The sequence below is a fragment of the Burkholderia sp. BCC0322 genome (assembly GCF_902833045.1).
Lineage (GTDB): Bacteria > Pseudomonadota > Gammaproteobacteria > Burkholderiales > Burkholderiaceae > Burkholderia.
In genome coordinates, this window is record NZ_CADFDU010000009.1 from 132,093 (window position 1) to 144,234 (window position 12,142).

Below are 12,142 nucleotides of genomic sequence, written 5' to 3' on the forward strand. Positions count from 1 at the left end.
GAGGATTCGACATGAACGCACGATTCGTTTGCCCGCTCTCGCCGGCGATCGGCGACGTGCTCCGCACGATCGATGCGTCGTTTGCGCAGCCGCTGAACCTCGACACGCTCGCGGCCGTGGCCGGATTGAGCGTGTCGCGTTTCACCGCGCGCTTTCGCAGCGAAGTCGGGTTGTCGCCGCACCGCTATCTGTGCCTCGTGCGGGTGCGGCGGGCGCAGGACCTGTTGCGGGCCGGCCTGGCGCCGTCGGTCGTGGCGACCGAGGTCGGCTTCTTCGATCAGAGCCATCTGTGCCGGCATTTCCGGCGCGTGCTCGGGATCACGCCGCGCGACTACATGGTCGCGCGCACGGATGGCGCACCGGCGCGCGTGCCGGCGATCCGCACGCGGACCGAACACCGCGAAGCGTCGTGTCACGTCGCGTAGGTGCAAGGGCGGCGCGCCCGCCCGCGGGTTGCCGGCCGACGCGCCGGCAAACGACGATTTCCGATATCGCGCGGCGGTTTTCCACCCGGCCCGCGCGCACAGTACAGGAGCAGGAATGAGCGCAGTTTTCGTGTTGCACCGTGCCGACGGCAGCCCTTCTTCAACCGCGTTCGACATGCGGGCGTTCGGCGAGCGCGATCCTTTCGCGCGACATCGCGAGATCGCGTGGGAAGGGCCCGACTCGATGGCCGCGGGGCGGATCCGCTTCGTTGGCGAGCTCGACGTCTCGAGCTATTCGCACATTGAAACCCTCGTCGTGGTCGAAGGCGAACTGACGCTCGAAGCGGACGGGGCCGCCCCGTTGGTGCTCGGGCCGGGGGAGGGGGCCGTCATCGGCGGCGGCACGGCGCTGCGCGTCAGCGCGGCATCACGCGTGCTTCTCATGTTCTGCGCGGCCGCGTGCGCGACACCGACGAAGCGAGGATGCTTTCCGCTGAGTGCCGACGCGGACTTCAAGCCGTCGTCGTCGCTGCCGGCGGAGGTGCTGCTCGGGCCCGCACCGCAATGCCGCAGCGACAACGTGTTCATCGACGACGGCGCCGGGTACTGCGCGGGCACGTGGGATTCGACGCCCTATCACCGCATCGTTCGCCCGCATCGCGTGAACGAGTTCATGTTCCTGCTGGCCGGCAGCGTACGGTTCGCCGCGCCCGACGGCAGCGTGCTGTCGCTCGGCGCCGGCGATGCGCTGTTCGTGCCGCACGGCGCACCGATCGGGTGGGAAAGCCGCGAGCGCGTGGCGAAATTCTACGTCGTGCAGAACGTCCACGTATCCACCGAACGAGACTGAACATGTCCCCTCCGCTGCGCCAAATAGAAACTTCGCCCACGCTGCCGGCTTCGGCCGACGTCGTCGTGATCGGCGGCGGAATCATCGGCGTGTTTACCGCGTACTACCTCGCCCGGCGCGGGGTGTCGGTCGCGCTGGTCGAGAAGGGGCGGATCGGTGCCGAGCAGTCGAGCCGCAACTGGGGCTGGTGCCGGCAGCAGAACCGCGACGAGCGCGAATTGCCGATGGCCAGCAAGAGCATCGATCTGTGGGAGCGATTCGCCGCCGAGTCCGGCGAAGACACGGGCTTTCATCGCTGCGGGTTGCTGTACCTGAGCAATGACGAGGCCGAGCTGTCCCGCTGGGCCAGCTGGGGCGACTTCGCGAAGACCGCGGGCGTGACGACGTACATGCTCGACAGCAAGCAGGCCGGCGAGCGCGGGCATGCAACCGGGCGGCCATGGAAGGGCGGCGTGTTCTCGCCGACCGACGGCACGGCCGACCCGGGGAAGGCCGCGCCGGCCGTGGCGGCTGCACTGATGAAGCTGGGCGGCAGCGTGCACCAGCAATGCGCGGCGCGCGGGATCGAACTCGAGGGCGGGCGTGTCGCAGGGGTCGTCACCGAAGCCGGCGTGATCAAGACCCGGACGGTCGTGCTTGCCGGCGGCGCGTGGGCGTCGTCGTTCTGCCGCCAGCTCGGCATCCGTTTTCTGCAGGCGTCGATCCGTCAGTCGATCCTGAGCGTGTCGCCGGTCGAGCATCCGCTGCCCGATGCGATGTACACGTCGGGGGTGTCCGTGACGCGCCGCAGCGACGGACGTTACGCGCTGGCCATCAGCGGCCGCGCGCGCGTGGACGTGACGCCGCAGTTCCTGCGATTCGCCCCGCAGTTCGTGCCGATGTTCGCCAAGCGCTGGCGCAACCTGCTTCCGGGCGGCCTGGAGGGCGTGCGCGGCGGACACGAAACGCTGAAGCGGTGGCGGCTCGACGCGCCGACCCCGATGGAGCAGGTGCGCATTCTCGATCCGAAACCCGACATGCCGACGGTCGCCGAAACCTACCACCGCGCCGTCGAGCTGCTGCCCGAACTTCGCGAAGCAACGATCACGCATGCGTGGGCCGGCTTCGTCGACAGCACGCCGGACGGCGTTCCGGGGATCGGCGAAGTGCCGGGCGTGCCGGGCTTGATCCTGGCTGCCGGCTTTTCCGGGCACGGTTTCGGCATCGGCCCCGGCGCGGGCCACCTGATCGCGGATCTCGCCACCGGCGCGCAACCGATCGTGGATCCGCTGCCGTATCGGCCGGGCCGGTTCGACGCTTCCGCATGGGGCAAGGTCGCCGATTTCTAGGCGGCGGCCGTCACGCGGAAGGCGGCGGCGTTTGAACGATGCGTTTCGGTTCGGATCGCGCGACCGGCCGGACCGGCGCGGCGAACGCCCGCCGGCTTTCCGGCCCGATGCACCAGCTTTGGAGTGTGTGATGCGTTTCAGTTCCTACTGGCTCGATACGTCCGAGCCATTCGTGGGCAACTCGCCGGGGCTGCCTGACGGAAGTTGCGACGTGGTCGTGGTGGGCGGCGGGATCACGGGCTCCGCGGCTGCGCTGGCGCTGTCGAAAAAAGGCGCGCGGGTCGTCGTCTGCGAGGCGGGCACCGTGGGGCAGGCAGCGTCGGGACGCAACGGCGGCATGTGCAACAACGGCTTCGCGCAGGATTACGCGTCACTGTCGCAGCGCATCGGCACCGAACTGGCCAACCGGTTGTATCGGGCGTTCGATGCGGGTGTCGACACGGTCGAGCGGCTGGTCAGGGAAGAGTCGATCGACTGCGATTTCGTGCGCCGCGGCAAGCTCAAGCTCGCGGCGAAGCCGGAGCACTACGACAAGCTGGTGCGAAGCCAGGCGCTGCTCGCCGCGAGCGTGGACCCCGACACGCGTGTGGTGACGAAGGCGCAACTGCGTGACGAGATCGGCTCGCACCGGTATCACGGCGGGTTGATCTTCGAGAAGAGCGCCGGGATGCACGTCGGCCGCTATGTGCGCGGCCTGGCGCGCGCCGCGCAAGCGCGCGGCGCGCACATCCTGGAGCATGCGCCGGTGCTCGGCTTGAAGCGGGAGGCGGGCGGCGCATACGCGGTGCATACGCCGCTCGGCGAGATTCGTGCGCGCCAGGTGCTGCTCGCGAGCGGCATCTCGCAGGTGGGGCCGTTCGGCTGGATCCGCCGCAGGATCGTGCCGGTCGGCGCGTTCATCATCGTCACCGAGCCGTTGCCGCGCGAGCGGCTCGACCGGTTGCTGCCGACGCGCCGGATGGTCACCGACACGAAGCACTTCGTCAATTTCTTTCGCGTCACGCCCGACAACCGGATCCTGTTCGGCGGGCGGGCGCGTTTCGCGGCGTCGAACCCCCGTTCGGACGAAAAGAGCGGGCTGATCCTGCGACAGCAGATGGCCGCCGTGTTTCCCGAGCTGGCCGGCGTGCGCATCGACTATTGCTGGGGCGGCATGGTCGACATGACAGCCAACCGCCTGCCGCGCGCGGGCCAGCGACAAGGCGTGTATTACTCGACGGGTTATAGCGGCCACGGCACGCACATGGCCACGCTGATGGGCACGTTGATGGCGGAGATCATGGACGGGCGGGCCGATCTCAACCCGTGGAGCGGTTTCGACTGGCCCGCCATTCCTGGCCACTTCGGCAAACCGTGGTTTTTGCCGTTCGTGGGCGCGTGGTACCGACTGAAGGACACCCTGCAATGAATTCACCTGTTCGTCACCTGCTGCAAGCCGGAAGGCTCGACCGCTTCTTCATCGACGGAGACTGGGTCTTGCCCGACGGTGGCGACCGGTTCGCCGTGGTCTGCCCGTCCACTGAAGACACGCTGTGCGAGATTCCGCTCGGCAGCGCCCGCGACGCCGATCGCGCGGTGCAGGCCGCGCGCCACGCGTTCGAGCGCTGGGCCGCGACGTCGCCGCAGCAGCGCGCCGCGCTGCTCGACCGCATTCATGCGCTGATCCTCGAGCGTGCGGAGTCGTTCGCGCTGGCGCTCGCGATGGAGATGGGCGCGCCGATCGGCTATGCGCGCGGCGCGCATGTGCCGCTCGCGGCCGAACATATCCGGGTCGCGCGCGACAACCTGGCGAGCTACCCGTTCGTCACGCGGCGGGGGACCACCGCGGTCGTGCGCGAGCCGATCGGCGTATGTGCGCTGATCACGCCGTGGAACTGGCCGATCTATCAAATCACCGCGAAGGTCGGCCCGGCGCTCGCGGCAGGCTGCACCGTGGTGCTGAAGCCCAGCGAGCTGTCGCCGCTCAGCGCATTGCTGTTTGCCGAAGTGATCGCCGATGCGGGCGTGCCGGCCGGCGTATTCAACCTGGTGAGCGGCAGCGGCACGGAGGTGGGCGCATCGCTCGCGTCGCACCCGCAGGTCGACATGGTGTCGATCACGGGGTCGACGCGCGCCGGCGTGCTGGTGGCGCAAGCCGCGGCCCCGACCGTCAAGCGCGTCGCGCAGGAGCTGGGCGGCAAGTCGCCGAACCTCGTATTGCCGGATGCGGACCTGTCGCTGGCCATCCCGCCGGGCGTGGCCGCCGCGTTCCGGAACATGGGCCAGTCGTGCAGCGCGCCGACCCGCATGATCGTGCCGCGCAACCTGCTCGGCGCGGTCGAGGACCTGGCCGTCGCGGCCGCGCAGCAGCTGATCGTCGGCGATCCGTTCGACGACGCGACGACGCATGGGCCGCTGGCCAATCGTGCGCAGTTCGGCCGGGTCGCGCAGATGATCGACATAGGCATCGACGAAGGGGCAAAGCTGATCGCAGGCGGTCCCGGCCGGCCCGCGGGGTTCGACAAGGGCTTTTACGCGCGGCCGACGATCTTTTCCGATGTGCGGCCCGACATGACGATCGCGCAGCAGGAGATCTTCGGTCCGGTCCTCGCCATCCTGCCGTACGACACCGTGGACGAGGCGATCGCCATCGCGAACGACACGGTGTACGGGCTCGGCGCACATGTGCAGGGCGCCGACAAGGACGGCGCGCGCGCGGTGGCCGCGCGCATCCGGTCGGGGCAGGTGCACCTGAACTATCCGGCATGGGATCCGCAGGCGCCGTTCGGCGGGTACAAGCAGTCGGGCAACGGTCGCGAGTACGGGATCGAAGGGATGGAAGAGTACATGGAGATCAAGTCGATCGTCGGCTATTACGATTGACGCGGCCGCCGCGTGCGAACGCGGTGGCGCGCCGGCATGGAGCCGGGCAGCATGGAAGCCGTTTACTTTCCGAAGGTGCCGAAATTGGAAAACCCCGTCATTCCCGATACGTCGCTGCACGCGCATCACGCGCACTGGGCGAAGCTGCGGCGCGACCTGCATGCGCATCCCGAGCTGCGGTTCGAAGAGCACCGGACGGCCGACGTCGTCGCCCGCGAGCTGGAAGCGCTCGGCTATGCGGTGTCGCGCGGCCTGGGCGGCACCGGCGTCGTTGCGAGCCTGCCCGGCGCGGACCCGGGCCGCGGCATCGTGCTTCGCGCGGATCTGGATGCGTTGCCGATCCAGGAGGCCAACGATTTTGCGCACGCATCGTGCACGCACGGGATCATGCACGCTTGCGGCCATGACGGCCATACCGTCATGTTGCTCGGCGCCGCGCGGGTGCTGAAGGACTTGCCGCAACTGCCGGGCACCGTCCATTTCGTGTTTCAGCCCGGAGAAGAGGGAGGCGCGGGCGCGCGCAAGATGATCGACGACGGGCTGTTCGACCAATACCCGACGGAAGCGGTATTCGGCATGCACAACTGGCCTGGTTTGCCGGCCGGGCACTTCGGGCTGCGTACCGGCCCGATCATGGCCGCGGGCTCCCGCTTCAGGATCACGGTAACCGGCAAGGGCGCGCATGCGGCGCAGCCGCACCTGGGTATCGATCCCGTGCCGCTCGCGTGCTCGATGGTGCTGCAGTGCCAGACCATCGCCGCGCGGCACAAGGATCCGGTGGATCCCGCCGTCATTTCCGTCTGCATGATCCATGCGGGAACGACGGACAACGTCATTCCGGACAGCGCCGAGCTGCGCGGGACGATTCGCACGCTGTCGTCCGCGTTGCAGCAACAGTTGCAGCGCGACGTGCGGCTCATGTGCGAGGGGCTGGCAAGCGCCCATGGCGCACGCGTCGACGTGGAATTCTTTCAGTACTACCCGGCAACGGTCAACACGCCGGCCGAGACCGCACTGTGCGAAGCGGTGATACGCGAGACGTTCGGCGACGAACGCCTGGACCGCGATGTGCCGCCGAACATGACTTCCGAAGACTTCGGCTTCATGCTGGAGGAGCGCCCCGGCGCTTACGTGCTGATCGGCAATGCGCCGGCCGGCGACGTCGCACCGGCGCTCCATCACCCGAAATACGACTTCAACGACGACATCATTCCGGCCGGTGTCCGGTACTGGGTTGCGCTGGCGCGCGATTACTTCACGCGCTTGCCGTGACGGTGCGCCCGATTCGTCGCGTTGGCTGACGCGGGGAGGCGGCCCGGCGTTGCCGGGCCCCGGTCGCGATCGCGCTGCTTCACCGGTGTCGGGACCGGCACGCCCTTGTCATTGATCAGGAACCCGACGAATTCTGCCGGCCCCATGCGGCCGGCGTTTCGTCCGACCGTGTGCATGTCGTCCGGCCCTTCATGAAACGTGTCGCCGGCATGGAGCGTGACCGTTTTTCCCGCCGTTCAGGCCCATGACGCTCGGCTGCTGCTTGATCTGCTGAAACACCGTGCAGCGGAATCCCCCGTTTTTATGAAACCTTCTCTAAATGAATTGGCGGTTTATTCAATATCGCAATCGAACTTGAGCCATAAAAGATTGAAATGAAAAACGATTCAAGCCTTTGATTGAAATTAAAAAACTATCCGCGCGGGACGTTTATTTTTTCTATTTTTGCGGATAAGGTTCGGTTTGGTGAAAGCGATTTGTCAGCAAGCGTGGCGATTGATCATCGCTTGCCGCGATTTGATTGGGCTGCCGCTTTTGCCGATCAGTGTGCGCGACGACGCGTCGACAGGATTCCCTGCCGGGGATCTTGCTGCAGGCTCGATATGCGCCCATCCGTTCCGACATCAATGCCATGAGGGCTCATGAAAAAGAACATCCGCAGATACGTTGCTTCCGTGATGCCATGCTCGTTGGCCGCCGCGGCACTGCTGGTCGCGGCGGCCGGCGCTCACGCGCACGGCCGTTTGACCGAACCGCCTTCGCGCATCGTGCTGTGCACGCAAGGCCAGAATCCGGACTGTCATGTCGACGCCTGGCACGCGAACGCGATGGAGAACGGCAAGTTCTTCCCCGCGACGCAAAGTGGCCTGTCCGATCCGTTTGCGCCGGACGACGCGAAGAATGCCGCACCACCGATGGACGGCGAAATCGCCGGCGCCAGCACGAATGGCGCGCTGCCCGTGCTGAACGAGCAGTCGCCGGGCCGCTGGCAGAAGATCCCGCTGCGGCCGGGCGCATTGCAGAATTTCAAATGGGAATTCAGCGCCGTGCACAAGACGCGGCGCTGGAACTACTTCATTACACGCACCGACTGGAACCCGTCGGAGAAGCTGACGCGCGCGCAGTTCGAGCCCACGCCGTTCTGCACGATCCAGAATCCCGGCCAGCCCTACTGGAACCCGAACGCGAACCTGGTACCGCAGCAGCCGACCATTCATCAATGCCGGTTGCCGGTGCGTAGCGGTTACCACGTCATCCTTGCGGTCTGGGAAGTCGCGGATACGGCGATGGCGTTCTATCAGGTCGTCGACGCGACGTTCACCAATGGCGATACGACACGCAGCCCGTTCTGAACCTGCTGCGACATGACGCGCCCGGCGATGGCCGGGGCGTCATGAATCGAAGAACGCCTGCCGAAGGCGAGGCGGACGGCACTGATACGGTTCCCGGCTAGCCGGCGACCACCTGATTGCGACCTTGATGCTTCGCGCGGTACAGGCGTTCGTCGGCCTTGCGCAGGATCGCGTCGATCGTCTCGCCGTCCCGGCCGAATTCGGACGCGCCGACGCTCACGGTGACCTTGATCGGTGCGCCGGTGCCTGCTTCGAACGGCGTGCCCGCGATCGCCGCGCGGATGCGCTCGCCGATCGACTGCGCGGTGTCCAGCGCGGCTTGCGGAAGCAGCACCATGAATTCCTCGCCGCCCACCCGCGCGACGCCGTCGTACGGCCGGATCGCATCGGCGCATGTGTCGACGAAGCGTTGCAATACCTGATCGCCCGCCTGATGCCCGTAACTGTCGTTGATCGCCTTGAAGTGGTCGAGATCGAGTGCGAGCAACGAGAACGGCGCGCCATTGCGCTTGGCCCGGTTGATTTCCGCTTCCACGCTTTCGATGAATTGCCGCCGGTTGGTCGCGCCCGTGAGCGGGTCCGTGGCTGCCAGGTGTTCGAGCTTTTCGTTGGTCCGTTGAAGCGCCTGCAGGGCGCGCTCCGTCCGGGCCATGGCCTCCCTCAGCCGGGCAAACAGTTCTTCCTGGCTGTAGATCCTCGAAAACGAACGGGTTGTATGAAAGGCCTGCACCACGCCGAAACTGAGCAGGAAGAAGCCTGCCGCAAAAATGGCATGCGCCAGCCACCACATGTGATTCCACGGCCGCCCGAGGATGAAGGCGAGCGACGAAAACGCGAACGACGTCACCGAAATGCCGTAGATCGTCATCAGCGGCGAGCGGATGCGGCGCATGAGCAGCGCAACGACGTTTACGACCGAGAGCAGCAGTGCGCCGCCCTCCATCGACAGGCGTACCCACGGGTGGCCGGCCACCGGCGAGAAGGCGATCACGGCGACCGCGACGTCGACGAGCGCGAACAGCGCGAGCCAGGGTAACCAGATGCGGGAATCGGCGCGGGTTGCTGCGCTGTCGGCCTTGTGACTGTAGGTGTACTGCCCGACCAGGATCAGGATCGACATGGTCAGGCGCGATGCAGGTCCGTACAGCAGGAACAGCCAGATATTGTGATGCGCCATGCCGGTAAACAAGCCATGCAACGCATAGATGACGGAAAAGCCCAGGAAGCCCAGCGTGAGCCAGCGTAGCAACGGCTCGCCCGACAGGCGATAGCAGCGCCAGCAGACGTAGGTGACGAACGCGCCCTCGAGCGTGGCGACCGCGATCGCCAGTTCGTGAAAGGCGTGATTCTCGAATGTCAGCGATGGGTCCTGGAACACGTACAGGTAGGCGATCAGGTAAGCAGGCGCCAGCGCGAAGCCGACCAGCAGGAACCTGGCGTACACCCGGGTGACCCGTTCGGCGGTGCGGGCCGATTCCTGGGCGGCGACATTGACGGTCATGATCTGCCTCCGGTTTCGATGGATGCATCAAGGATCAGCACGGCAACCACGATGTCATGGCGAGCCGGTCGCCAATCCGGTGAAGCACGATCGCAGCGCCTGAATTTCGTCTATTTGAACAATCATCCAGACGACTGCGAGATATCTGTTTGAATTATCGAATGTCGACAATTTCAATCCGGCTATGCAATCACATGAGTATTTCGGGTTTCGACGTGGGTGGAAATAGTCGATTCCAGGGTTGATGCCGGATGATTATGTAGTATAACAAATCAAAGTGCGGATGCAGGATTGAAGCATCACTACATTTGCCGTCGAAATATAGGTATTCGACACCGTGAGGCAGGTGCCGTTTCAGGCGGGCGTGACGACTTCACGATACTACTGCTTGCGTCGCGTCGTTTGGGGCATCCGGTCTTGCGCGAAAGTGACGGACGACACGCTTCACCACCATTGAATGAAGTCGTGGTGTATTCCGTTGGCGATATAAAAACAGAATCAATATCGAAATTTGTCTTCAAGTGACAATTTGTAAGGTCGATTTCATTTGAATTCGGCCTGGGCGGAGCTTTGTCGATCGAAAGGGGAAACCATGAGCCAGATCGGAATGACGAACGGGCGGGGTTCGAGAAATGAAACGGGCGCCATGCCGTTTCGCTTTCATTCGCGTTGCTTTCCATGCCTGGCGCGACGGTGCCGGGCCATGCGGCAGCGGTATTGACCCGTCACGTTCGGGAGGGCGCCGATCGGGTACTTCAATCCGTTGATTGACGCGCGGAACCAGGTCAACGGCGCGCTGACGCACAGCCTGTGCAGCAGGCTTCCATTGATATCGCGAGCGGCGCGGCAGGCAGTTGCAGGGCGGTGAAAGTCCACGACCTGGTCACCGGGTTGTGAACAAAAGTCTGATTTGAGCACGATGTTGATTTTGCAGTCCGTATCAATGGTGCAGGCGTTTGCTGTCGATGTCACATGGCGGATTTCCGCTACACCCGCCTGGGTGGAGCGCATCTTCCTGACCTATTCCCCGGCATGGTTTGCGTGCAGGACAGGTGCCGGTAACGCGTAAAACACGATGAGGGCATGAACATGAAGAGCAACCGATCCGGAATCATCCAGCGATCGACCTTGAAGGGCGCGCTGGCGCTTTTGTTGGCATGGTCATCTTTCGGCACCGGCGCCGCCGCGGCGGGCGCGGCGGCCACCGGCACGGCGCCGGCGTTCGTTTACAGCCCGTACAAGGACGCGACGATTTCGATGAACTGGAACACGAACGTCATCTCGTCGAACGTCACGGGCCAGCTGAGCCCGGTGCTGTCGGTGCTGCCGGCCGGTGTCCGTACGCTGACGCTCGCGTTTGCGACCGGTGAATGCGGCAGCGAGAACTGGGCGGGCGTCGACGGCGGCGCGATGGCGGCCGCCAATGTGCCGCTTTTCACCGCGGCCAATGTGAATTACGTGATTTCCACCGGCGGCGCGGCCGGCATGTTCACGTGCGGGACGGATGCGGGCATGGCGGCCTTCATCAACCGTTATGCATCGAGCAACCTGATCGGAATCGATTTCGATATCGAGGGCGGGCAGACACAACAGGTGATCAACGATCTCGTCCAACGCGTGGCGGTTGCCCAGCAGAATTATCCCGGCCTGCGCTTCAGCTTCACGCTGGCGACACTGGCCCCTTCCCAGCAGGGCGCGACCACGGCCAGCTCATGGGGCGCCAGCGCCCCCGACAGCTTCAACGTGTATGGCGACTGGGTCATGCAGGCGATCCAGGCGGTCGGCCTGAAGAACTACACCATCGACCTGATGACGATGGACTACGGGTCGGCCGGGGCGGGGAACTGCGTGGTCGCGAACGGCACCTGCCAGATGGGGCAATCGGCGATCCAGGCGGCGATGAACCTGCACGATCGCTGGGGCGTGCCGTACAGCCAGATCGAGCTGACGCCGATGATCGGCGGCAACGATGTGAGCGGCGAAACCTTTACGCCGGCGGATGCAGACACCGTTGCGCAGTTCGTGAAACAGAACGGTCTCGTGGGTGTCCACTTCTGGTCGTTCGACCGTGACGTCGATTGCCCGCCGGGCGCCGCATCGTCGACGTGCAATTCGATCGGCGGTGTCGGTACGCTCGGTTATACGAACCGGTTTGCCAACGACCTGGCGCCCGGCAATTGAACGAAGCCGGGCAGGGTGGAGACCATGCGTGGCCGCCCGCATCATGGCGGCGAGGTTTCCCATGGTCTCCGACTTCCGCGACCGGCAACCGGGGGAATCGCCGAGGGCATGCGTTGAACGGCGACTGACGCTCAAATGCGAACGGATCGGCAGGATCGCGGCGGTCGTGCAGGCGAAGAGACCGATCGATCAGGCAACCGTCACCTTCCTGCGTCGAGAAGCCGTGGCCCATGAGGAAGTTCGTACCGCGGCAACCGTGGCTTTCCGCCGCTCGCCACGCCGACAAAAATCGACAAATTGGAACAGATCGACGCTGCGTTCCCGCCTACCATCCGCACGTGCCTCGCGCATTCCCGCGCCACCGCAGCGTC

General features: G+C 65.3%; 10 protein-coding genes and 1 pseudogene. 8 read left to right on the plus strand and 3 right to left on the minus strand.

Annotated elements, in window-relative coordinates:
* Positions 1–11 precede the first annotated feature (11 nt).
* The 6 genes from HWX39_RS23975 to HWX39_RS24000 all read left to right on the plus strand — a co-directional run bounded on the left by HWX39_RS23975 (position 12) and on the right by HWX39_RS24000 (position 6,737).
* Positions 12–425, plus strand: a complete 414-nt coding sequence (locus HWX39_RS23975) for an AraC family transcriptional regulator (protein ID WP_175970283.1) — start codon at positions 12–14, stop codon at positions 423–425.
* Between the two features lie 115 nt (positions 426–540).
* Positions 541–1,275, plus strand: a complete 735-nt coding sequence (locus tag HWX39_RS23980; protein WP_175970284.1) for a cupin domain-containing protein — start codon at positions 541–543, stop codon at positions 1,273–1,275.
* 2 nt (positions 1,276–1,277) lie between these two features.
* Positions 1,278–2,603, plus strand: a complete 1,326-nt coding sequence (locus HWX39_RS23985) for an FAD-binding oxidoreductase (protein ID WP_175970285.1) — start codon at positions 1,278–1,280, stop codon at positions 2,601–2,603.
* Positions 2,604–2,733: 130 nt separating this feature from the next.
* Entirely contained in the window at positions 2,734–4,011 is a 1,278-nt protein-coding gene (locus HWX39_RS23990; protein ID WP_175970286.1) for an FAD-binding oxidoreductase, read from the plus strand.
* Entirely contained in the window at positions 4,008–5,465 is a 1,458-nt protein-coding gene (locus tag HWX39_RS23995; RefSeq protein WP_175970287.1) for an aldehyde dehydrogenase family protein, read from the plus strand. The genes HWX39_RS23990 and HWX39_RS23995 overlap by 4 nt, the downstream gene beginning before the upstream one ends.
* Before the next feature lie 84 nt (positions 5,466–5,549).
* Entirely contained in the window at positions 5,550–6,737 is a 1,188-nt protein-coding gene (locus HWX39_RS24000; protein ID WP_175970405.1) for a M20 aminoacylase family protein, read from the plus strand.
* Between the two features lie 77 nt (positions 6,738–6,814).
* On the opposite strand, the pseudogene HWX39_RS36390 reads toward HWX39_RS24000, so the two are convergent.
* A pseudogene (locus tag HWX39_RS36390) lies at positions 6,815–6,967 on the minus strand (cupin); the annotation flags it as partial.
* A 447-nt stretch (positions 6,968–7,414) separates the two neighbouring features.
* Here HWX39_RS36390 and HWX39_RS24005 point away from each other — a divergent pair.
* Entirely contained in the window at positions 7,415–8,089 is a 675-nt protein-coding gene (locus tag HWX39_RS24005; RefSeq protein WP_175970406.1) for a lytic polysaccharide monooxygenase, read from the plus strand.
* Between the two features lie 97 nt (positions 8,090–8,186).
* Here HWX39_RS24005 and HWX39_RS24010 read toward each other — a convergent pair whose 3' ends face one another.
* Both HWX39_RS24010 and HWX39_RS24015 read right to left on the minus strand, forming a co-directional pair.
* Positions 8,187–9,590 carry a GGDEF domain-containing protein gene (locus HWX39_RS24010; protein WP_175970288.1) on the minus strand — a complete coding sequence of 468 codons (1,404 nt, stop codon included), beginning with the start codon at positions 9,588–9,590 and terminating at the stop codon, positions 8,187–8,189.
* 660 nt (positions 9,591–10,250) lie between these two features.
* The gene (locus HWX39_RS24015; protein ID WP_175970289.1) at positions 10,251–10,601 is read right to left on the minus strand and encodes a hypothetical protein; all 351 of its coding nucleotides are present in this window, start codon (positions 10,599–10,601) and stop codon (positions 10,251–10,253) included.
* A 72-nt stretch (positions 10,602–10,673) separates the two neighbouring features.
* Between HWX39_RS24015 and HWX39_RS24020 the strand changes: the two genes are divergently transcribed.
* Positions 10,674–11,771: a glycosyl hydrolase gene (locus HWX39_RS24020; protein ID WP_244135084.1), complete on the plus strand. Its 1,098-nt coding sequence runs from the start codon at positions 10,674–10,676 to the stop codon at positions 11,769–11,771.
* Positions 11,772–12,142 lie beyond the last annotated feature (371 nt).

Bases quoted from the DNA above. Each gene is read 5' to 3' on its own strand.
- HWX39_RS23985 (WP_175970285.1), top strand. From the start codon at position 1,278: ATGTCCCCTCCGCTGCGCCAAATAGAAACTTCGCCCACGCTGCCGGCT.
- HWX39_RS24010 (WP_175970288.1), bottom strand. From the start codon at position 9,590: ATGACCGTCAATGTCGCCGCCCAGGAATCGGCCCGCACCGCCGAACGG.
- HWX39_RS24020 (WP_244135084.1), top strand. From the start codon at position 10,674: ATGAACATGAAGAGCAACCGATCCGGAATCATCCAGCGATCGACCTTG.
- HWX39_RS23990 (WP_175970286.1), top strand. From the start codon at position 2,734: ATGCGTTTCAGTTCCTACTGGCTCGATACGTCCGAGCCATTCGTGGGC.
- HWX39_RS23995 (WP_175970287.1), top strand. From the start codon at position 4,008: ATGAATTCACCTGTTCGTCACCTGCTGCAAGCCGGAAGGCTCGACCGC.
- HWX39_RS24015 (WP_175970289.1), bottom strand. From the start codon at position 10,601: ATGCGCTCCACCCAGGCGGGTGTAGCGGAAATCCGCCATGTGACATCG.
- HWX39_RS23975 (WP_175970283.1), top strand. From the start codon at position 12: ATGAACGCACGATTCGTTTGCCCGCTCTCGCCGGCGATCGGCGACGTG.
- HWX39_RS23980 (WP_175970284.1), top strand. From the start codon at position 541: ATGAGCGCAGTTTTCGTGTTGCACCGTGCCGACGGCAGCCCTTCTTCA.
- HWX39_RS24005 (WP_175970406.1), top strand. From the start codon at position 7,415: ATGCCATGCTCGTTGGCCGCCGCGGCACTGCTGGTCGCGGCGGCCGGC.